The 21,990-nt window shown below is 49.4% G+C and carries 18 protein-coding genes; all 18 read left to right on the top strand.

Annotated features, from left to right (window positions below):
* Positions 1–8: 8 nt before the first annotated feature.
* The 18 genes from pnp to ACZ5FK_RS01255 all read left to right on the top strand — a co-directional run bounded on the left by pnp (position 9) and on the right by ACZ5FK_RS01255 (position 21,949).
* Positions 9–2,132 carry a polyribonucleotide nucleotidyltransferase gene (gene pnp, locus ACZ5FK_RS01170; protein WP_464806095.1) on the top strand — a complete coding sequence of 708 codons (2,124 nt, stop codon included), beginning with the start codon at positions 9–11 and terminating at the stop codon, positions 2,130–2,132.
* 69 nt (positions 2,133–2,201) lie between these two features.
* Positions 2,202–3,452: a M16 family metallopeptidase gene (locus tag ACZ5FK_RS01175; RefSeq protein WP_464806096.1), complete on the top strand. Its 1,251-nt coding sequence runs from the start codon at positions 2,202–2,204 to the stop codon at positions 3,450–3,452.
* A gap of 65 nt (positions 3,453–3,517) precedes the next feature.
* The gene (locus tag ACZ5FK_RS01180) at positions 3,518–3,790 is read left to right on the top strand and encodes a YlmC/YmxH family sporulation protein (RefSeq protein ID WP_464806097.1); all 273 of its coding nucleotides are present in this window, start codon (positions 3,518–3,520) and stop codon (positions 3,788–3,790) included.
* Positions 3,783–4,538, top strand: a complete 756-nt coding sequence (locus ACZ5FK_RS01185) for an NAD(P)-dependent oxidoreductase (protein WP_464807327.1) — start codon at positions 3,783–3,785, stop codon at positions 4,536–4,538. Before ACZ5FK_RS01180 ends, ACZ5FK_RS01185 begins: the two co-directional genes overlap by 8 nt.
* Positions 4,539–4,553: 15 nt before the next feature.
* The gene (locus tag ACZ5FK_RS01190; protein ID WP_464806098.1) at positions 4,554–5,144 is read left to right on the top strand and encodes a dipicolinate synthase subunit B; all 591 of its coding nucleotides are present in this window, start codon (positions 4,554–4,556) and stop codon (positions 5,142–5,144) included.
* Between the two features lie 141 nt (positions 5,145–5,285).
* Positions 5,286–6,320 carry an aspartate-semialdehyde dehydrogenase gene (locus tag ACZ5FK_RS01195; RefSeq protein ID WP_464806099.1) on the top strand — a complete coding sequence of 345 codons (1,035 nt, stop codon included), beginning with the start codon at positions 5,286–5,288 and terminating at the stop codon, positions 6,318–6,320.
* Between the two features lie 33 nt (positions 6,321–6,353).
* Positions 6,354–7,247 (top strand): 4-hydroxy-tetrahydrodipicolinate synthase, encoded by an 894-nt coding sequence (dapA, locus tag ACZ5FK_RS01200; RefSeq protein ID WP_464806100.1) that lies wholly within the window; start codon positions 6,354–6,356, stop codon positions 7,245–7,247.
* 255 nt (positions 7,248–7,502) lie between these two features.
* Complete coding sequence (locus tag ACZ5FK_RS01205; protein WP_464806101.1) at positions 7,503–9,170, top strand: ribonuclease J; 1,668 nt, start codon at positions 7,503–7,505, stop codon at positions 9,168–9,170.
* Between the two features lie 84 nt (positions 9,171–9,254).
* Positions 9,255–11,627, top strand: coding sequence for a DNA translocase FtsK (locus tag ACZ5FK_RS01210; protein ID WP_464806102.1), 2,373 nt, complete (start codon positions 9,255–9,257; stop codon positions 11,625–11,627).
* A gap of 243 nt (positions 11,628–11,870) precedes the next feature.
* The gene (locus tag ACZ5FK_RS01215) at positions 11,871–12,599 is read left to right on the top strand and encodes a GntR family transcriptional regulator (RefSeq protein WP_464806103.1); all 729 of its coding nucleotides are present in this window, start codon (positions 11,871–11,873) and stop codon (positions 12,597–12,599) included.
* 82 nt (positions 12,600–12,681) lie between these two features.
* Complete coding sequence (locus tag ACZ5FK_RS01220) at positions 12,682–13,755, top strand: BMP family lipoprotein (protein ID WP_464806104.1); 1,074 nt, start codon at positions 12,682–12,684, stop codon at positions 13,753–13,755.
* A 252-nt stretch (positions 13,756–14,007) separates the two neighbouring features.
* On the top strand, positions 14,008–15,576 hold the full coding sequence (locus ACZ5FK_RS01225; protein ID WP_464806105.1) for an ABC transporter ATP-binding protein: 1,569 nt from the start codon (positions 14,008–14,010) through the stop codon (positions 15,574–15,576).
* Entirely contained in the window at positions 15,569–16,615 is a 1,047-nt protein-coding gene (locus tag ACZ5FK_RS01230; RefSeq protein ID WP_464806106.1) for an ABC transporter permease, read from the top strand. Before ACZ5FK_RS01225 ends, ACZ5FK_RS01230 begins: the two co-directional genes overlap by 8 nt.
* Position 16,616: 1 nt before the next feature.
* Positions 16,617–17,582: an ABC transporter permease gene (locus ACZ5FK_RS01235; protein WP_464806107.1), complete on the top strand. Its 966-nt coding sequence runs from the start codon at positions 16,617–16,619 to the stop codon at positions 17,580–17,582.
* 152 nt (positions 17,583–17,734) lie between these two features.
* Positions 17,735–19,003 carry an EF-P 5-aminopentanol modification-associated protein YfmF gene (yfmF, locus tag ACZ5FK_RS01240; protein WP_464806108.1) on the top strand — a complete coding sequence of 423 codons (1,269 nt, stop codon included), beginning with the start codon at positions 17,735–17,737 and terminating at the stop codon, positions 19,001–19,003.
* A complete protein-coding gene (gene yfmH, locus ACZ5FK_RS01245) occupies positions 19,003–20,301 on the top strand; it encodes an EF-P 5-aminopentanol modification-associated protein YfmH (protein ID WP_464807328.1) in 1,299 nt (432 codons plus the stop codon). The genes yfmF and yfmH overlap by 1 nt, the downstream gene beginning before the upstream one ends.
* The gene (gene ymfI / locus ACZ5FK_RS01250; RefSeq protein WP_464806109.1) at positions 20,298–21,029 is read left to right on the top strand and encodes an elongation factor P 5-aminopentanone reductase; all 732 of its coding nucleotides are present in this window, start codon (positions 20,298–20,300) and stop codon (positions 21,027–21,029) included. The genes yfmH and ymfI overlap by 4 nt, the downstream gene beginning before the upstream one ends.
* 131 nt (positions 21,030–21,160) lie before the next feature.
* The gene (locus ACZ5FK_RS01255) at positions 21,161–21,949 is read left to right on the top strand and encodes a YmfK family protein (protein WP_464806110.1); all 789 of its coding nucleotides are present in this window, start codon (positions 21,161–21,163) and stop codon (positions 21,947–21,949) included.
* The last annotated feature ends 41 nt before the right edge of the window (positions 21,950–21,990 follow it).

A 21,990-nucleotide genomic window follows, 5' to 3' on the forward strand; every position in this document is an offset into this window, starting at 1 on the left:
TTCCATTCATGACAGAACAGAAAAAGGTATATACCCTCGATTGGGCAGGCAGGCCGCTCACCATCGAAACGGGACAGCTTGCGAAGCAAGCGAACGGGGCAGTGCTCGTCCGCTACGGCGGCACGGCAGTCCTATCGACAGCTACTGCATCAAAACACCCGAAAGCGCTAGATTTCTTTCCGCTTACGGTCAACTATGAGGAAAGATTGTATGCGGTCGGAAAAATCCCTGGCGGATTCATCAAACGGGAAGGGCGTCCTTCTGAAAAGGCTGTCCTGACAAGCCGCCTGATCGACCGTCCGATCCGCCCTCTATTCCCGGACGGTTTCCGGAACGACATCCAAGTGATCTCGCTTGTCATGTCCGTTGACCAGAACTGTTCGTCCGAAATGGCAGCCATGCTCGGTTCATCTCTTGCACTGTCCATTTCTGACATTCCGTTTGACGGGCCGATTGCAGGCGTCCATATCGGGCGCATTGATGGCGAATTGATCGTCAACCCGACGCCGGAACAGCTGGAAGCGAGCGATCTTGACCTGACGGTTGCCGGAACAAAAGACGCCATCAACATGGTTGAGGCAGGGGCGAAGGAAGTGCCGGAAGATGTCGTGCTCGAAGCCATCATGTTCGGCCATGAGGAGATCAAGAAATTGATCGCATTCCAGGAAAAGATTGTCGCGGAAGTCGGCAAAGAGAAGAAGGAAATTGAGCTTTTTGAACTTGACGAGCAGATTTTTGCGGCAGTCAAGGAAAAATGCGAAGCGGAGCTTATGCAGGCGATCCAGACTGAGGAGAAGCATGCACGTGAAGAAGCGATCAGCGAAGTGAAACAGAAAGTGATGGAAGAGTACGTAGAGAACGAAGCGGATGATGACACGATGAAACAAGTGAAAACCGCTTTGGATAAGCTTGTAAAAGACGAAGTCCGCCGCCTCATCACTGATGAGAAAATCCGTCCGGACGGCCGCGGGCTCGATGAAATCCGTCCGTTGTCTTCAGAAGTCGGCATCTTGCCGCGCACTCACGGGTCCGGGCTGTTCACCCGCGGACAGACTCAGGCGCTCAGCGTTTGTACACTAGGCGCACTAGGGGAAGTGCAGATCATTGACGGGCTTGGACTGGAAGAGTCGAAGCGGTTCATGCATCATTACAACTTCCCAAACTTCAGCGTCGGGGAAACAGGACCAATCCGTGCGCCTGGCCGCAGGGAGATCGGACACGGTGCTCTTGGGGAACGTGCGCTTGAAGCGGTCATTCCGAACGAGAACGACTTCCCGTATACGATCCGTCTTGTCGCAGAAGTGCTTGAGTCGAACGGTTCTTCTTCCCAAGCATCCATCTGTGCTTCCACAATGGCGATGATGGACGCCGGTATTCCGATCAAAGCACCTGTAGCGGGCATCGCGATGGGTCTTGTGAAGAAAGGCGACAACTATTCGATCCTTTCCGATATCCAGGGGATGGAAGACCATCTCGGCGATATGGATTTCAAAGTGGCGGGTACGGAAAAGGGCATCACAGCCCTTCAGATGGATATTAAAATCGAGGGACTTTCAAAACAGATTCTTGAAGAAGCGCTCGCGCAAGCGAAACTCGGCCGGATGTCCATCCTGAATCATATGCTCGGCACGATTTCCGAGCCTCGCGAAGAGCTCTCCGAGTTTGCGCCGAAAATTGTCGTCATCCGGATCAATCCGGACAAGATCCGCGACGTTATCGGACCTGGCGGAAAAGTCATCAACAAGATCATCGAAGAGACACACGTCAAAATCGATACGGAGCAGGATGGCACCATTTATATCTCTTCTCCTAATTCCGAGATGAACGCACGCGCGAAGCAGATCATCGAGGACATCGTCAGAGAGGCGAAAGTCGGCGAGTATTATATGGGCAAAGTGAAGCGTATCGAGAAATTCGGTGCGTTCCTAGAGATCTTCCCTGGAAAAGACGGATTGCTCCATATATCCGAAATTCAGGAAGAACGCACAAAAGCCGTCGAAGACGTCTTGAAGCTTGGTGACGAGCTGCTCGTGAAAGTCATCGAAATTGATAACCAGGGACGCGTCAACCTGTCACGAAAAGCAGTATTGAAAGAAGAGAAAGAAAAAGAAGCGAACGAAAAAAGTGAATGATCAATGATGGAAAGCCTCCCTTCCCACTAGCGGAAGGTGAAGGCTTTTTATTCTAGACGGGAGGATAATATGAGTGAAAAAGTGATCTGCGGAAATGGCGTGAGGATTGTTCATGAAAAAATGGAGCATATGCGCTCAGCGGCAATCGGAATCTGGGTGAAAGCAGGGTCGATGGATGAGGATGCATCAGAGGCTGGACTCGCCCATTTCATCGAGCATATGATGTTCAAAGGAACTGCTGAAAGAAGTGCGAAAGATATTGCGGAACAATTTGACCAGCTGGGAGGGGATGTCAATGCGTTCACCTCAAAAGAGCTGACCTGCTACTTCGCCACCGTGCTTGGCCACCAAGCGGAAAAGGCTCTTGAAGTACTCGCGGATATGTTCTTCCATTCTGTGTTCGACCCTTCAGAGATCGAGAAGGAAAAATCCGTCATATTGGAGGAAATCGCATCTGTTGAGGATACACCGGAAGAGGATGTCGATGAACTTCTCTGGTCCTCCATGTACCCGGGACATCCGCTCGGCCGGCCGGTAGGCGGCATCGAAGAGACAATCGGACTGTTCGACCAGGCGAAAATCAAAGCGTTCATGGCGAAACATTACATACCCTGCAATATCGTCATCTCGATAGCAGGAAACTATCCTGAAGATCTGATTGAAAGAGTCGAGGAGCTGTTCGGCTCGTTTACTGGCAGGGAGGACGAACAGCCAGCTCAGCTGCCCGCGCCTTTATTCCAGAAAGGGATTACTGAAAAAGGGAAGGAGATTGAACAGGTCCATCTTTGCATCGGCTACCAGGGAATCCCGCTTGAAGACCCGCGCTTGCATGATCTCATACTGCTCGACAGCATCCTTGGAGGTACGATGTCTTCCCGCCTGTTCCAGGAAGTGCGCGAGGAACGGGGGCTTGCCTATACGGTCTATTCCTATTATAGCGCCTATCAGGATGCCGGTGCATTCGTCATTTATGCAGGAATGTCTCCCGCGAAGGTTAATGAGACGATCCAGACGATTGACGGGATCATTCAGGAACTTCTGGACAAAGGGATCACCGAACGGGAGCTGAGCAACGCGAAAGAGCAGCTGAAAGGGAGTTTCCTGCTGGGACTGGAAAGCACAGAAGCGATCATGCACAGGAACGGCAGAAATGAATTGATCCTTCGTGAGCATAAGTCAGTCGAGGAAGTTGTTGAACTGATCGATGCGGTGACTGTGAATAAGGTCGAGGAAATCGCCCGTACGCTCTTAACAGAGGAGCGCACCATCTCCATCGTCGGGCCAGGACGGCTGCTCGAGGGGGCGGGCGCCGGCATCTGAAGTACGAGTCAGCTTTGGCATGCTCATTACATATACTAAGCAAGGAAATGTGAAAGGAGAGTGCTATGCTGCTGTCTGATTTGGCACAGAAGGAATTGATCCAAGTGGAGGAAGGGGTCCGGTACGGATTCCTTGCCGATACAGACATGATCTTCAACAGGAGGACCGGGGAAATCATCGGTTTTGAAATCAAAAAGAAATTCAGCCGAAATCCGTTCAAGGGGCGTGAACAGCAGCCCTCTGAATTTATTCCATGGAGTGAAATTGTGCTCATCGGGGAAGACCGCATTCTTTTCGGCAAAACTCACCGACTGGAGGATTTCAGCATTGATGAATAAAGACGGGAAATGGCTTTTCATCGGGACGGATCAGCGCCTGGCATCTTGTGCGCAAATGTTCGAAGGCGTGCATCATCCGTCCGATTCACACTCAGATGAACTTGTCAGCCTGCTTGCTGAGCTGCGGCCGCGCCATGTCGTACTCCCGGTTGCGGGGATGAAAGGGAATGTGCCTGCTGAAAGCTTTGAGCCAGGCACTCGCATCTATACGGGGGTAGCATGCGAGGGGTGGATATCCGAATGTAAAAATGCCGGATTGACAGTCCTTAGTTACGTCAAAGAGGAGCTGTTTGTCTGGGAGAATGCCAAGCTGACGGCGGAGGGGTTCCTGAAAGAATTTTATCAAGCGGTCAACCGGAGCGTGGAAGGAAAGCATTTCATCGTGACGGGGTTCGGCAAAGTTGCAAAAATGACGGCGAAAACACTCCAGGCGCTTGGCGGCCAGGTGACGATCGCCGCCCGCAGTGAATCCCAGCTCAGCGAAGCGGCGGCACTTGGCTACGGCATGCAGCCGCTGTCAGACGTTTTGCCGCAAGAAGGATATCTCGTGAACACGATTCCGTCCCGGTGGCTGGAACTCCCAGGGTCCTCTCGCCTCCGTGTATTTGATCTGGCCTCTTTGCCCGGCTGCCTAAAGGCAGATTCCCCGAATGAATACTATACAATACACCTCGGATTGCCCGGGAAACATTTTCCGGCGGATGCGTCGCTTGTTCTCGCAAGGGCTCTTCAGAGGTTGAATAGTTGACGAAAGGGGAACTGGATGCTCGAAGGAAAACGAATCGGACTTGGCATAACGGCATCCCATTGCACATATGACCAGATTCTGCCGGTCATCAAAGAGTTGCAGGAAGCAGGTGCTACAGTCGTACCGGTCATCACACATTCGGTATTGACGGCGGCCACACGCTTCGGGACCGGGGAAGAATGGATTCAGAAAATCGAAGAAGCGACAGGTGAGAAAGTCATCTCGACGATCGTCGGCGCAGAGCCGTTCGGTCCGTCCGCTCCGGTGGATTGCATGATCATCGCACCGATGACAGGGAACTCCATCAGCAAATTGGCGAATGCGGCTACGGATTCACCGGTGCTTATGGCGGCAAAGGCAACACTGCGCAATAACAGCCCTGTTCTTTTGGGGATTTCAACGAATGATGCCCTTGGATTGAATGGCATGAACATCATGAAGCTGCTGAACACGAAAAATATCTTTTTTATTCCATTTGGCCAAGATGACCCTCACAATAAACCTAACTCACTCATCTCCGACTTCACTCAGATGGTGCCGGCTGCTGCGGCGGCCCTGCAAAAAAGGCAATTGCAACCTTTATTGATCTTGCACGAGGAAAAATAGAAAATCCGCTATGGAATATTATAAACTATGATATAATTCCTCCAATGAACTGCTGCGGAAAGGTGGCTGCTGGTACGATTGGCGGAAATTTTCCTGCTATTTCAACCGGCGCCCTTTTCGTTGAAGAAGGGGAGATATGTAATGAGAAAAAGAAATGTCGCAATCGTCGGGGCTACAGGGGCTGTCGGAACGAAAATTTTGGAAAAGCTGCTTGAACGCAATTTTCCGGCGGAATCCATAAAACTGCTTGCTTCCAGCCGTTCAGCAGGCGCAGAAGTGAAAGCATTCGGCAAGGCCTTCATCGTAGAGGAGACAAAACCGGAATCCTTCGAAGGCGTCGATTTCGCCTTCTTTAGTGCGGGCGGCTCGGTATCTCAGAAATTTGCGCAGGAAGCCGTCAAACGCGGAGCGATCGTCATTGATAATACAAGCGCTTTCCGTATGGATCAAGGCACACCGCTCGTCGTTCCAGAAGTGAATGCAAGAGCTTTGGATCAACATGCAGGCATCATCGCGAATCCGAATTGTTCCACTATCCAGATGGTGGCAGCGCTTCAGCCGATCAGGGAGAAATTCGGTTTGAAGCGTGTCATTGTATCGACATACCAGGCAGTGTCCGGTGCAGGAGCTGAAGCGATCGAGGAATTGGAAAGCCAGGGCCGGAATTTCGAGGGCCGTGCTGATAATAAGGCCGCAGTCCTGCCTTCATCTTCCGCCGAAAAGAAATTTCCGATTGCATTCAATGCAATTCCGCAAATCGACTTGTTTGGGGATGAAGGGTATACGCTTGAAGAATGGAAAATGATCAACGAAACGAAAAAGATCATGGGAGATGATTCCATCTCCGTCTCCGCAACTTGCGTCCGCCTTCCGGTCGTCTCCGGTCATAGCGAATCGGTATATATTGAAGTGGATAAAGACGGCGTATCGGCTGATGACATCCGCTCCGCGCTCTCAGGTGCACCCGGCATTACGCTGATGGATGCGCCGCAAGCGCAGGAATATCCGATGCCACTATATGCTGAAGGGAAGGATGACGTATTCGTCGGACGCATCCGGAAAGATCCGGACCATCAGCGCGGCTTCCATATGTGGATCGTATCAGATAATTTATTGAAAGGAGCGGCGCTCAATTCGGTGCAGATCGCTGAATTGCTGCTCAACAAAACTGAGTGAGCATTACGTAATCAACGAGTAAAGGATGGTCAGTTGAAACTTGGACAAATAGGCACCGCGATGGTCACTCCCTTTTCGAAAGAAGGGGAAGTGGACACGGACCGTACCGAACAGCTCATCGAACACCTGATCAGAACGGGGACACAGTCGCTTATCGTTTGCGGCACGACAGGGGAGTCGCCGACACTGTCTCATGATGAAAAAGCCAAATTGCTGTCCGCAGCGATTGAAATTGTGAATAAACGGATTCCTGTTATTGCAGGGACCGGCACTTTCAATACGGCAGAGACCGTTTATCTCACAAAACAGGCTGAACGTCTCGGAGCAGATGGCATCATGCTCGTCGCCCCGTATTATAACAAGCCGGATCAAAAAGGAATGTATGCGCATTTTGCCTATATAGCCGGAGAAACGGATCTTCCTATCATGCTGTACAATATACCAGGCCGGTCGGCGGTCAATATGCAGGCGGATACTGTCATCGAACTGTCGAAAATCAAAAATATCCGGTCGGTGAAAGAAGCGAGCGGCAGCTTTGAACAGATGGCTGCCATCATCTCAGGCACGGATAGCGGGTTTACGGTCTATAGCGGGGATGATGCTCTTGCGCTGCCGAGCATGGCGATCGGGGCGGACGGCATCATCTCTGTCGCCTCGCATGTCGCAGGCCTGGAAATGCGCCAGATGATTGATGCGTTCGTAAACGGGGACAGTGTCCGCGCGTCGACGATGCATCGTGCACTCTCACCTCTGTTTGCCGCATTATTTTCCGCTCCGAATCCGGTGCCTGTCAAATATGCGCTTCACAAAATAGGAATCGATACAGGCGGAGTGCGGCTGCCCCTGATGGAGATCGGGGAAGCGGCAGCAGGTTTTGACCGAGTATGGGATGCGTTCATACAAAGTACCGATGTGTTTCAAGGATAAAAGGAAAGGCATTTTTTTATCAGCTGCATGAAAGCCGGCACTTGCGCCGGCTTTTTTTTATTTGTACTAACGATGCCCTGTCACGTATAATGAAAGATAGTCGATTATGGACGGGAATTGAACCTGATTTTGGCATCATTATAATAGCCGCTCAGGGAGGATCTTCGGCTGCTGCCGCCAGAAGGACAAGATGGTGCAGCCTCCGATGCTTGTTTTAAAGACTTATATGTGCAATTGCCAATAGGAGGAAACAATGTGACAAAAACTAAAAATGAAGTGATTAGAATCATTCCGCTCGGCGGGGTCGGCGAAATCGGAAAAGCGATGTATGTCGTTGAAATCGATGACGAATTATTCATCGTCGATGCAGGGCTTATGTTCCCGGAAGGGGAGATGCTCGGAATTGATATCGTCATACCGGATATCACCTATATCGAAGAGAACAAGGAACGGGTAAAAGGGATCTTCCTTACGCACGGACACGAGGATGCGATTGGATCCATCGCATATCTGTTGCAGAAAGTGCAGGCGCCTGTGTATGGTTCCAAATTGACGATTGCGCTTGCGAAGGAGCATCTGAAAGAGATGCCGGCACCTTCATCTGTGAAGTTCTTTGAAGTATCCAATAAAAGCCGTATGAATTTCAAGCGTACGTATGTGACGTTCTTCAATACGACGCACAGTATCCCTGACTCCCTTGGAATCGTCTTCCATACGAGCGAAGGGGCGATCGTCCATACGGGCGAGTTTAAATTTGACCAGTCGGCGAAAGGGAAATACCGTCCTGATATCGCAAAGATGGCGCAAGTGGGAGAAGAAGGCGTGTTCATCCTCATGTCCGATTCGAATGAGGCGGAACGTCCCGGGTATACGACAAGTGAATCAGTCATCGAAGCACAGCTTTCCAGCACCTTTTACGCGGCGGAGGGCAGGATCCTTGTCGCCCTGTATGCTTCGAATTTCATCCGGATCCAGCAGGTCTTCGATAAAGCGGCCGAGACAGGCAAGAAAGTTGCAGTTGTCGGAAAAAGCCTCGAAAGTTATTTTGAGGTCGGCATGCGTCTCGGTTATCTAAAAGTCGATGAGGATATGGTCATCTCGGCGAAAGAGATCGGCAACTATGATGATCAGGAGCTTGTCATCATCGTGACAGGCAACAAAGGCGAGCCGCTCGATGCGCTCGAAAAGATTGTCCGTTCACACCATAAAGACATCAAAATCAAAGAGACGGACACAGTCTTAATCACATTCACGCCGTCTCCAGGAATGGAAATTTCGATGTTCCAGATGATGAACGAGGTCGCAAAAGCGGGTGCAAATGTACTGACGTCAACACGGAAAGTACACGTCTCCGGACACGGCAGCCAGGAAGACTTGAAAATGATGCTGAATCTCATGAAACCGAAATACTTCATCCCGATCCAAGGGGAATACAAGATGCTCATCGCCCATTCAAAGCTCGCGCAGCAAGTAGGCCTTCCGATTTCCCATATTTTTATTGCGGACAAAGGGGATATCGTCGAATACAAAAACAATAAGATGCGCATGAGCGGCCGCGTGCCTGCCGGCAATGTGCTGATCGACGGAATCGGCGTCGGTGACGTCGGCAACATCGTGCTCCGTGACCGGAAGCTTCTGTCACAGGATGGAATTTTCACTGTCGTCATTACGCTGAGCCGAAAGCAGAAACGGATTGCGGCAGGTCCGGAAATCGTCTCCCGTGGTTTTGTGTATGTCCGCGAATCCGAAGAACTGCTGGACGAGGCGAAAAAGCTCGTTCGTGGAATTGTCGAGAAATATGTGAATAAAGAGACGTTTGAATGGACAAACATTAAACAAGAGATCCGTGACACGTTAAGCTCATATTTATATCAGCAGACGAAACGGCGCCCGATGATCATCCCGATTATCATGGAATATTAACAGCCGCGAATGAATCGCACAAAAAAGGATTTCCTTGCCGCCCGCATGCGGCGGGAAATCCTTTTTTCGAAAGGAGGAGGACCGTTGTCGAAGAAAACGAAAAAGAAGAAGAAAAACTCCGCTTCCAAGAAAAAGAAAAAGGAGGAAGGGCTCCATCCCCTTGTCTATGAAGTGGCAGGCCTGTCACTGATCGGACTTTCCATCATAATCATTTTTGAATTTGGCATTGTCGGGAGGGGGCTGTCCTCTGCCACCCGTTTCCTGTTCGGGAATTGGCATGGTGCCGCTCCTTTTCTCTTGATTGTCGAGGCGCTGATCTTGATGGTCAGGAGGCAGGTCGGAGCCTATAAGAACAGAATTGTAGCGGGGAGCTTCTTTATTCTTGCAAGTCTTCTCCTTTTCAGCCATATCCATCTGTTTAAAGAATTGCATGCGAGCCACACCCTCTTATCCGACTCATCACTCAAAGAGACTTGGAAAGTGCTGGTGACAAACGGAGGGATTTCATCGAGAAGCGGTTCCCTTGGCGGCGGGATGACCGGCGCCATCTTGTTCGCGATGTTTCACTCGCTGTTTGATTCAGCCGGTGCGACTGTAGCTGGCGTCCTTCTTTTGCTGATCGGCATAGTACTTCTCACAGGCAAAGCGCTCGTCCCTTATTTGATAGAGAAGTATCCGCAGCTGCTTGAAAATGTGAAAGAGAAGTTTGCGAGAAGCGTTAAACAGCAGAAGAAAAAGAATGATCCGCCTCGCACAACAAGATCGAAAAAGAGCCGAGCAGGTAAAGAGCCGGATAGGAATGAAGAAGAAGCAATAACGGCTTATGCCGAAGAAGAGCCCGTTTCCCAGCCGATCATCTCGGCGTTCAATGAACGGATCGATATGGAGGCGGCCGAGGAGCAGCCTATCGCTCCAAAGAGCCAGTCAGTAGAACGGAAGCAAACAGAGCAGGTGCCAGAAGAGCGTGCTGATCAGGAGCAAGGGAAGCCGGAATCCTACGAAATAGCGTCTGGCGAAGAAGAGAATCCTTCCTATATGCTTCCGCCTGCGACGTTGCTGAAGGATTCGCCAGTGAATGACCAATCAGGCGAAAAGGATTCCATCCAGGCGAATGCCCAGAAACTTGAAAAGACATTCCAAAGTTTTGGCGTGAAAGCGCGCGTCACGCAAGTGCATCTTGGACCTGCTGTGACAAAATACGAAGTCCTTCCTGACACGGGAGTGAAAGTGAGCCGTATCGTATCTCTCTCCGATGATATCGCACTGGCACTTGCCGCCCGTGACATCAGGATCGAAGCGCCGATTCCCGGGAAATCAGCAATCGGTATCGAAGTGCCGAACAATGCTGTAGCAGTCGTCAGCCTGCGGGAAGTGATCGACGCAAAAGAGAACAATAAGCCTGATTCGAAATTGATGATCGCGCTTGGCCGTGATGTGACGGGACAGGCGATGCTTGCGGAATTGAACAAGATGCCGCATGTCCTTGTGGCGGGTTCGACGGGCAGCGGGAAAAGTGTTTGCATCAACGGCATCATCGTTAGCATCCTAATGAGGGCCAAGCCCCATGAAGTGAAGATGATGATGATCGACCCTAAGATGGTCGAACTGAATGTATATAACGGGATTCCCCATCTGCTCGCGCCGGTCGTCACGGATCCAAGAAAAGCATCACAGGCACTGAAGAAGGTCGTTTCCGAGATGGAGCGGCGCTACGAACTGTTCTCCCATACGGGAACAAGAAATATCGAAGGCTACAACGAACATATCGATCAGTGGAATGAAGAGAACGACGAAAAGCATCCGCGCATGCCGTATATCGTTGTAATTGTCGACGAGCTGGCCGATCTGATGATGGTGGCTTCCAATGATGTAGAAGATTCCATCACCCGTCTTGCCCAGATGGCGCGTGCGGCAGGCATCCATCTGATCATTGCGACGCAGCGCCCTAGTGTTGACGTCATCACGGGTATCATCAAAGCGAACATCCCTTCACGAATCGCGTTCGCGGTTTCGTCTGCCGTCGATTCAAGAACGATATTGGACGGAGTAGGCGCGGAGAAGCTCCTTGGGCGGGGCGACATGCTCTTTCTGCCTGCTGGCGCATCCAAACCCGTCAGGATCCAAGGCGCTTTCGTCTCGGATCAGGAAGTCGAAGCGATTGCCGATTTCGTCATCGAGCAGCAAAAGGCCCAGTACCAGGAAGACATGATTCCCGGGGAAGTTGAAGAGACATCTTATGATGAGGAGACAGACGAGCTGTATGATGAAGCGGTCATGCTCGTCACTGATTTGCAGACAGCGTCCGTGTCAATGCTTCAGCGAAGATTCCGCATCGGTTATTCAAGGGCTGCCCGGATCATCGATCAGATGGAGATGAGAGGGGTTGTAGGACCCTCAGAAGGCAGCAAACCAAGACAAGTGATGATAGGGAAAGAGGAAGCGGATCTTCATATGTGATGTATGCACGTGAATCGTGTCATACTATTTCTTATGGGGCCACATCCTTTAAAGAGTAAGACAATGCCGGCAAAAGCAGCGGAAACCGCGTTGCACCAGGCAATCTCTTGAATTCATATTATTCTTTTTGTTCATCTTTCCATTTTCGCTGTTTATTTTGAATGGGGAAAATGATATAGTATGGATGATTAGATATGATGTCACACATCAGAGGTCTAACCTCTTTCGGAAGGGGTGAATGTGGTGATGGTTAAAGCTGACCAGCGGCATTTGTATATTCAGGTGATTGAACGGCTGAAACATGATATTGAGCAAGGGATTTTCAAGGAAAACGAAAAATTCCCTTCCGAATTCGAACTGGCCCGTTCCTTGGGTGTCAGCCGGGCGACACTCCGGGAAGCGCTCCGCGTCCTGGAAGAAGAGAAGATCATCATCCGCAAACACGGTGTCGGTACGTTTGTCAACGCGAGGCCGCTATTCACTTCCGGAATTGAGCAGCTGTCGAGTGTCTCTTCCATGATCGAGGATGCAGGCATGGAGCCTGGCACCATTTTCAAGGAAGTGATTGAAGAAAAGCCTGATGAAGAAATGCAGGAAAAATTCGATTGCGGAGCAGAAGAGTGTCTTGTTACAATAAAACGGGTGCGCACCGCAAATGGTGAGCCGGTCGTCTACTGCATCGATAATGTACTATCCAGACATCTTCCCCTCGGGCCCGATGTCTTGGCGAACGAATCGCTTTTTGATTCGATCGAGCAGCAGGGATCTCTCCGGATTGTACAAGCCATTGCGAATATAGAGCCGGTCGGCTATGATGACGAAGCATCCTCGATACTCAGATGTGGTGTCGATGTGCCGTTGCTCGTATTGATTCAATCCCACTATAGCGAAGAGGGAGAAATGGTCTTGTTTTCCAAGAACTATTTCAGGGCTGATAAATTCAGCTTCCACGTCGTACGGAAACGGGTATAAGGTCCGGTCGCAGCATTTGCAGCGGCCAGCGTTACTGGCATGATGCCAATATACCAAAATATTATTTAGGGAGGTCCACACAGTGAGCAAACGTAAATACGGACTTGCGTTATCATTGGTTCTTGCAGCGGGCACAATGCTTGGTGCATGCGGAACGGACAAAAACAAAGACAAAGAGAATACGTCTGACAAAGACGGAAATGCATCTGATTTCTCCATTGCCATGGTAACTGACACAGGCGGCGTTGACGATAAATCGTTCAACCAATCCGCTTGGGAAGGGATCCAGCAATTCGGGAAAGATAACAACTTGACTGAAGGCGATGGCGGATATGCATACCTTCAATCGAAAGATGATTCAGATTACACGCCTAACCTTAACGCGCTTACACGTCGTGATTTTGATCTTGTATTCGGCGTAGGCTTCCTTATGGAAGATGCAATCGGCACAATCGCGTCCCAGCATAAAGATACAAACTATGCGATCATTGACGGAGTAGTCGATGAGCCGAATGTGGCAAGCATCCTCTTCAAAGAGCAAGAAGGAGCTTTCCTTGCTGGTGTCACAGCAGCTCTTATGACTAAATCAGACAAACTTGGTTTTGTCGGCGGTATGGAAATCCCGGTTATCGAACGTTTCCAAGCTGGTTTCGAAGCTGGAGTCGCGGCTGTTAAACCTGATATCAAAGTAGACGTACAATACGTTGGTGATTTCGGTAAAGCGGAAACAGGAAAAGCGCTTGCAAACCGTATGTACTCTTCAGGCGTGGATATCATTTTCCATGCTGCAGGCGGATCTGGCAACGGTGTCTTCTCCGAAGCGAAAGAGCGTAAAAAAGCTGACAAAGACGCGTACGTATGGGTTATCGGCGTAGACGCTGACCAGTATGACGAAGGTAAAGTCGGCGATGACAACGTAACACTCACTTCCATGTTGAAGCGTGTCGATGTTGCGGTTCAAGATATTTCTAACCTTGCAAAAGAAGGGAAATTCCCTGGCGGCGAAACGAAAGTATACGGCCTTCATGACGATGGCGTAAAGCTGGCTGATTCCCGCGGTGCGATTCCTGAGGATGTCTTGAGCAAAGTTGATGAGTATGCTAAGAAAATCGCTGACGGCGAAATTGAAGTTCCTGAATTCGTCGAAAAGAAATAATTCCATAATGGGAACAGGCCGGTTCACTCCGGCCTTTCTCATTCATTGGACCACCAGGCACGAGTTGATAGACTAAAAGGTTTTTATAGAGCGCTTGCTGACGGACGTGCTTCCGCGTATGCCTTTTCGCAACTTGAGAAGGCGCTTACAAATAAGCAGGGCCGTTTATGTCTTCTGGCCGCAAAAACCTTTTATTGTGTCATCTTGAGGCTATTATAGAATGTAAAAAATACAGATGAGGAAGTGAAACGATTGGAATATGTCATTGAAATGCTGAATATATCCAAGAAATTCGGTAATTTCTACGCGAATGACAATATCACTCTTCAATTAAGGCAAGGGGAAATCCATGCCCTGTTAGGGGAGAATGGTGCAGGCAAATCCACGTTGATGAATGTCCTGTTCGGCCTCTACCAGCCAGAAGAAGGAGAAATTCGCGTCAAAGGTAAAAAAGTGGATATCTCCAATCCGAATATCGCAAATGATCTCGGAATCGGAATGGTCCATCAACATTTTATGCTAGTTGAGAACTTGACTGTAACAGAAAACATCATTCTCGGCAGTGAACCAACTAAGATGGGCGTCGTCAACATTAAAGAAGCGGCAAAGAAAGTTGCCGAAATTTCTAAGTTGTATGGATTGAATGTTGATCCTTACGCAAAAATCGAAGATATTTCTGTCGGTATGCAGCAACGTGTAGAAATATTGAAGACACTGTATCGTGGAGCGGACATCCTGATTTTCGACGAGCCGACCGCTTCACTGACTCCGCAGGAAATTGATGAATTGATCGCCATCATGAAGAAGTTGATTGTAGAAGGAAAATCTATCATCCTGATCACCCATAAGCTCCAGGAGATCATGGATGTCTCCGACCGGGTGACGGTCATTCGGAAAGGGAAAGGGATCGGCACAGTGGTCACTAGCGAAACGAACCCTGAAGAGCTTGCTACGCTCATGGTTGGCCGCCAAGTGACATTCAAAACGGAAAAAGGGCCGTCTCATCCGAAAGAGGAAGTGCTTGTAATTAAGGATCTCACTGTCACCGACAACCGGGGCATTGAGAAAGTGAAAGGCTTGAACCTAACAATCCGCAGTGGTGAAATTGTTGGACTGGCCGGAATTGACGGGAACGGCCAAAGTGAACTGATCGAAGCAATTGCTGGCCTCCGAAAAGTGAAGCATGGCAACATCAGCATCGCCGGTAAAGACATAACTGGGAAAACACCTCGTCAAATCACACAGTCCGGGCTTGGCCATATCCCGCAAGACCGTCATAAGCACGGCTTGGTACTCGATTTTTCGGTCGCTTATAATGCAGCATTGCAAGAGTACTATCATGAGCCATTTTCAAAAAACGGCCTTATGAATTATAAATTCATATCAGAGAATGCAAGGACGATCATAGAAGAGTACGATGTCCGCACGCAAGGGGAACATGAGCTTGCCCGTGCGCTTTCCGGCGGCAACCAGCAAAAGCTGATCATCGGACGGGAAGTGAGACGTGATCCTGAATTGCTGATCGCGGCGCTTCCGACTCGGGGACTTGATGTTGGTGCGATTGAATTTATCCATAAGCGGCTGATCGAACAGCGCGATAGAGGAAAAGCCGTCTTCCTAATCTCCTTTGAACTGGATGAAGTCATGAATGTATCTGATAAAATTGCCGTTATCCATGATGGCCATATTATCGATACGGTACTTCCTTCAGAGACTACAGAGCAGGAGCTTGGACTCCTGATGGCAGGACATTCCAAGGATGCGATCTCTACGACTGGCGGAAAAGCTGTCTTGAAAGAAGGTGATGATCGCAATGAGTAATCGGACTCTGAATATATTAGTTCCAGTCATTTCAATAGTGCTCGGATTGCTGATTGGTGCGATTGTCATGCTCATCAGCGGCTATGATCCTGTTGCGGGTTATATCGCCCTATGGAATGGTATTTTCGGTGATACGTATGCGATTGGTGAAACGATCCGGCAAATCAGTCCTTATATACTGGCAGGACTTGCGGTCGCATTCGCTTTCCGTACCGGCTTGTTCAATATCGGTGTCGAAGGGCAGCTGATGGTCGGCTGGTTTGCGGCGGCCTATGTAGGTTACGCGTTTGAATTGCCGAAAGTCATTCACTTGCCGCTCGCTTTGCTTGCCGCGGCAGCAGCCGGGGCCCTCTGGGGACTCATTCCAGGTATTTTGAAAGCAACGCTCCGCGTCCACGAAGTTATTGTGACTATTATGATGAACTATATTGCGCTTCATACAGTCAATGCGCTGATCAAATCGGTTTCAGGCGGCGGCTATAAAACGGAAAAGATCCATGAATCCGCTTCGCTCCGTTCCGATTTTTTATCGCAGTTGACCGATTATTCGACTTTGCACTATGGAATTATAGTAGCCTTATTGATGGTTGCCGTCATGTGGTTCATTCTCGAAAAGACGAAAACCGGCTATGAATTGAAATCAGTAGGCTTCAATGACAATGCATCACAGTATGCGGGTATGAATGTGAACAAAAATATCGTACTTGCAATGGTCATCTCCGGTGCATTCGCAGGTCTCGGCGGAGCGATGGAAGCGCTTGGCACTTTCGGCAACATGTCAAGCCGCGGCGGTTTCACAGGCATCGGTTTTGATGGGATCGCAGTCGCACTTCTAGGCGCGAATTCCCCGCTCGGTGTCATTTTCGGTGCTTCGTTGTTCGGTTCCTTGAAATATGGTGCAAACAATATGCCGAATGCTGCGAACATCCCTGTGGAAATCGTTGAAATCGTCATTGCACTTATCATATTCTTTGTAGCTTCTGGATACATCATCCGTGTCGTCCTTCAAAAGCTGGCTAAGAAAAAGGAGGCAAAATGATATGAGCTTCTTGGAAGTTCTCTATTTCATCATACCGACGACGATCGCGTACGCGGCGCCTCTGATATTCACAGCCATAGGCGGCGTGTTCTCCGAGCGTTCCGGTGTCGTTAACATCGGCCTTGAAGGTCTCATGGTCATGGGAGCGTTTATCGGTATTGTATTCAACTTGTTTTTCGCAGATACATTCGGCGGATGGACGCCTTGGATTGCACTCATCGTAGCTATGCTTGTATCGGCTCTGTTTTCGGTCTTGCATGCTGTGGCTTCGATTACATTCCGTGCGGACCAGGTCGTTTCAGGGGTCGCCATCAATATGCTTGGTATAGCAATCGCTCTGTTCAGTGTCAAAATGATTTTCGGCAAAGGACAGACAGACTTCATCCAGGAAAAGATTCCGCGCATCAATATCCCGTTGTTGCAGGATATCCCAGTGCTCGGACCGATGTTCTTCAAAACGGTGTACGGTTCCTCGATTCTTGCCATTATCGTTGCCGTGCTAGCTTGGTTCATCATCTATAAGACACCATTCGGCCTCCGTCTGCGTTCGGTCGGAGAGCATCCGATGGCAGCTGATACGATGGGAATCAATGTTTCGAAAATCCGATATATCGCCGTCATCATATCAGGCGGTCTCGCCGGCATCGGCGGCGCGGTCTACTCACAGACGATGACAGCCGACTTCACGCACTCCACCATCAATGGACAAGGGTTCATGGCGCTGGCAGCGATGATTTTTGGTAAGTGGCATCCGATCGGTGCGATGTTCGCTGCACTCTTTTTCGGATTCGCCCAAGCGCTTTCCATTACTGCTGGATCGATTGACGTGGAATTCATCCAAAAGATTCCTTCCGTCTTCTTCCTGATCTTGCCGTATGCCCTGACGATCCTAGCGCTTGCAGGATTCATCGGAAAAGCGAGTGCTCCGAAAGCAAGTGGAGATCCATACATTAAAGGCAGCCGTTAATTGAAAACCGTCCGGATTATCCGGACGGTTTTTCCTTATCTATTAGGGTAAACTACATAGTGCCGGTCGAAAGCGTATACTTTGGCAGCATATGAATTAAAATGTATAGTGGAGATGGATAATTGGAATAAAAAGAAAACAGAGGTGTTTGTATGTTCACAAAAATCGTTCTGCAAGAGGGAGTCAACCTGTTTCTCAGGAACACCAAGCAGTTCAAGACGATCAACGTCTCAGTGCGGCTGAGATCTGCGCTGGATGCCAAGAAGAACGCCCACCGCGCTGTGCTGGCAAATGTCATGCAAGACTCCAACAGCGAATACCCGGCGCAGAGCGAATTCCAAAAGGCGCTTGACTCGCTTTATGGCACCGTCTTCTATACGGATGTTGCAAAACGTGGAGATGTACATACATTTTCGCTGAATGCGGAGTGTGTGAATGATGAGTATTTGAGTGAAGAAGGCGTTTTCTATAAAGTGCTGGATTTGATCAGCACTACATTATTCAAGCCTAACTTTTCAGATGGCAATTTTGATGAAGACATTGTAAAGCGTGAGAAACGGGTTGTCACAGAAAGAATCCGTTCCGTCTATGATGACAAGACAAGATTCGCCCAGAAACGGATGCTCGAATTGATGCGGCCGGATCAGCCGGCTTCCATCTCAGCTTATGGAACGGAGGCGCATGTGGATGAAATCACATCTTCTTCGTTGAAGGAAACCTATGACAGCATGCTGCAATCAGATGAGGTCGATCTCTATATCGTTGGGGACATCGATGAAGAAGGACTTGCAAATACTGTGAAAACACTGTTTGATTTCAAACCAAGACGTGCTGTTTCAAAAAACTCTGTGTCTGAACAGAATGCTTCGGACATCCGTCATATCCGTGAAAAGCAGGATATGAAGCAAGGGAAGCTGCAGGTGGGCTTCAGTACGAATATTACCTTTGACCATCCGGATTTCACGAAAATGCAAGTGATGAATGGTATTTTCGGCGGTTATGCACATAGCAAGCTGTTCATGAATGTCCGCGAAAAAGAGAGTATGGCATACTATGTGAATAGTGCCTATGCGGCGCATTACGGCCTCCTTTATGTAATAGCAGGCATTGACGCAGATCTCGAGGAAAAGGCTGTTTCGCTTATTGAAGAGCAAGTGGAAGCGCTGCGCAGCGGCGACTTCACCGATCTTGAGCTGAATCAGACTGTCGCCATGCTTTCCAACAGCATCCGAAGTTCATTTGACTCCGCACGGGGGCAGATCGACTTGTATGATCTTTACAAAGGGCTGGATGAGAATTTCAGTGCAGATGGATTGACTTCAAAATGGAAACAGGTGACGAAGGAAGATGTCCGGGAGATGGCATCTACCTTGAAAGAGGAAATCGTCTATTTGCTTTCGGGAAGAGAGGCGACACAATGATGGAAACAATCACATTTGATAACCTGCAAGAAACGTTGTATCACGAACAGCTTGAGAATGGGCTGAATGTCTATGTCTTGCCGAAGAAAGGCTTTTCAAAGACATATGTGACATTTACGACGAATTATGGCTCCATCGACAACACGTTCATCCCTCGGGGCAAAGATTCGATGGTCACAGTGCCTGACGGTGTAGCCCACTTCCTGGAACATAAGATGTTTGAGAAGGAAGAAGGGGACGTATTCCAGAAGTTTGGAGAGAATGGCGCATCGGCAAACGCCTTCACGTCATATACGCGTACTTCCTATCTTTTTTCCTCCACAGAAAAATTGTATGAAAACACGAAGACATTGCTTGATTTCGTCCAGCAGCCGTATTTCACCGAGCAGACGGTCGAAAAGGAGAAAGGGATCATTGGACAGGAAATCACGATGTATGATGATAACCCGGATTGGCGGCTTTATCTAGGCACAATCCAAAACCTGTTCAAAGAGCATCCTATTCAGATCGATATCCTTGGAACACATGATACGATCGATAAAATAACCGCGGATGATCTATATGAATGCTATGAGACGTTCTATCATCCATCCAATATGGTCCTTTTCGCCATTGGAAACGTCGATCCTGATGAGATGCTCGAGTTTGTCCGCAAAGACCAGGCGGCAAAGACATTTACAGAACCCGCTCCCATTGAACGGAAGAGTCCAGTTGAGCCGAGTGAAGCAAAACAGAAGGAACAGACCATCAAGATGGACGTGTCCAAACCTAAATTCAGCTACGGCCTTAAGTGCAGCGCAGCAGATCTGTCCGGCCCGGAAATGCTTCGACAGGAACTCAGCGTGACACTCGTGCTCGACATTTTGTTCGGCCGGACATCAAGCTTCTATACGGAGGCTTATGAAAAGGGAATTATAGATGAATCGTACGGCTATGAGTTCAATATCGAAAAGGGCTTCGGCTTTGCGGTCATCAATTCAGATACGGATGAGCCCGAGCAGCTGGAAGCGATGATCCGGTCCACAATAGAAAAGGCTGCTGAGAAATGGCCTGCGACCGATCAAGATATAGACCGTGCGCGCAGAAGGAAGATTGGCCAGTTCATGCGTTCTCTGAATTCCATCGAATACATCGCAAACCAGTTCACCCATTATCTTTTCAATGGCATGAATCTGTTCGATATGCTTCCGGAACTTGAGAAGCTCACAGGTGAAGATTTACAGAAAGCGTTTGCCGCCATTTCATCGCCGGAAGGGCAGACCGTATTTAAGGTATTGCCGCAAGGACAGCGAGGATGAACAGCGGCCGGGCCCTCGTGCTAGGGGCATCAGGCGGCATTGGAGCAGAGATCAGCCGGAAGCTTGCGGCTTCCGGCTGGTCGCTCTATCTTCATTTCAGCAAGGCGGCCGATAAGGCGGAAATGCTTCAGCAGGAACTTCAGGATCTTTACCCGAAAGGGCAGTTTAGCGTCGTGCAAGCCGACTTTACGGATGCGCAAAGCGCTGATCGGCTTGTTCAAGAGATCGGTCACGTCAGGGCGATCATCGCTGCGCATGGACATACTGTCATGAAGCTGCTGACAGATACGACTGTCTGTGACATGCAGGGGCTATGGAATGTGCATGTACAAAACCCCGCCAGGCTCATCAGTCTGCTATCCCCTCAGCTCAGAAGCTGGAAGACATCATACATTGTTTTCATCGGGTCGATCTGGGGAAATACAGGAGCGGCGGCCGAAGTGATGTATTCAGCTGTAAAAGGCGCTCAGCACTCATTCGTCAAAGCATATGCGAAAGAGGCAGCCTATTCAGGGATCCGGGTGAATGCAATCGCTCCTGGATGGATTGCGACCGAGATGAACGGGTCGTTGTCCGATGAAGAGGAACGGCTGGCAATGGATGAGATTCCTCTCAGAAAAATCGGGACTCCTGACCAAGTCGCAGATCTTGCTGATTTCCTTGTGAGCGGAAAGGCCGATTATATGACAGGCGAAATCCTCAATCTGAACGGCGGCTGGTATATCTAGCAGGAGAGATGGTTTCTCCCATCACTTTTGCTTTTCTTCATGCAGGGAATCCGCTATGATAGAACTAAGTTGATTCTCATGCGTCCTATACATATGGATTGTGCAAAAAACGGACAATAGGGGTGTGCCGAATGGGTGAATGGTATGTCGAATATGAAATCCAAGTGAACCGGCCTGGGCTTCTCGGTGATATCGCGTCTCTTCTTGGAATGCTGCGTGTTAATATCGTCACGATCAACGGCGTGGACGAAGGCAGGCGCGGCATGCTCGTCACAACGGAAGATGACGATCAGATCAAACGCTTTGAGCTGATCGCGTCCACGATGGAGACGATTCAAGTGAAGAAGATCCGTGAACCGAAGCTGCGCGACATTCTTGCGGTCCGGCATGGCCGTTACATCCAGCGGGATATAGACGACCGGAAGACGTTCCGTTTCTTGCGGAGCGATCTTGGTGTGCTCGTCGATTTCATGGCAGAGATCTTCAAACAGGAAGGGCATAAGCTGATTGGAATCCGTGGGATGCCGCGTGTCGGCAAGACGGAGTCCGTAGTTGCTGCAAGCGTCTGTGCGAATAAGAAGTGGATCTTCCTATCTTCGACTATGATCAAACAGACTGTCCGCAGTAATTTGGCTGGGGATGAATTTTCCAAGGACAATGTTTTCATCTTGGACGGCATCGTCACCCGCAAATCCGGCGACGAACGCCATATGCAGCTTGTCCGTGAAATGATGCGGATGCCATCCATCAAAGTCGTAGAACACCCGGATATGTTCGTTCAGCATTCTGAATATGGTATAGAGGATTTCGACTATATCATCGAACTCCGGACCGACCCCGATCAGGAAATTACATATGAAATCATGGAGAAGAACCATATGGACGGGCAAATGGGCGGATTCGGCATGTTTAATTTTTAACGAGTAGGCAGGTGATAAGATTGACCGGATTAGGTGATCGT

It is taken from the genome of Sporosarcina sp. GTC18466, assembly GCF_055389225.1.

What these genes read in the sequence shown, in the direction of transcription:
- pnp (WP_464806095.1), top strand. Translation starts at nt 9, where the DNA reads ATGACAGAACAGAAAAAGGTATATACCCTCGATTGGGCAGGCAGGCCG.
- ACZ5FK_RS01255 (WP_464806110.1), top strand. Translation starts at nt 21,161, where the DNA reads ATGGGTGAATGGTATGTCGAATATGAAATCCAAGTGAACCGGCCTGGG.
- ACZ5FK_RS01235 (WP_464806107.1), top strand. Translation starts at nt 16,617, where the DNA reads ATGAGCTTCTTGGAAGTTCTCTATTTCATCATACCGACGACGATCGCG.
- ACZ5FK_RS01180 (WP_464806097.1), top strand. Translation starts at nt 3,518, where the DNA reads ATGCTGCTGTCTGATTTGGCACAGAAGGAATTGATCCAAGTGGAGGAA.
- yfmF (WP_464806108.1), top strand. Translation starts at nt 17,735, where the DNA reads ATGTTCACAAAAATCGTTCTGCAAGAGGGAGTCAACCTGTTTCTCAGG.
- ACZ5FK_RS01230 (WP_464806106.1), top strand. Translation starts at nt 15,569, where the DNA reads ATGAGTAATCGGACTCTGAATATATTAGTTCCAGTCATTTCAATAGTG.
- yfmH (WP_464807328.1), top strand. Translation starts at nt 19,003, where the DNA reads ATGGAAACAATCACATTTGATAACCTGCAAGAAACGTTGTATCACGAA.
- ACZ5FK_RS01190 (WP_464806098.1), top strand. Translation starts at nt 4,554, where the DNA reads ATGCTCGAAGGAAAACGAATCGGACTTGGCATAACGGCATCCCATTGC.
- ymfI (WP_464806109.1), top strand. Translation starts at nt 20,298, where the DNA reads ATGAACAGCGGCCGGGCCCTCGTGCTAGGGGCATCAGGCGGCATTGGA.
- ACZ5FK_RS01195 (WP_464806099.1), top strand. Translation starts at nt 5,286, where the DNA reads ATGAGAAAAAGAAATGTCGCAATCGTCGGGGCTACAGGGGCTGTCGGA.
- ACZ5FK_RS01175 (WP_464806096.1), top strand. Translation starts at nt 2,202, where the DNA reads ATGAGTGAAAAAGTGATCTGCGGAAATGGCGTGAGGATTGTTCATGAA.
- ACZ5FK_RS01185 (WP_464807327.1), top strand. Translation starts at nt 3,783, where the DNA reads ATGAATAAAGACGGGAAATGGCTTTTCATCGGGACGGATCAGCGCCTG.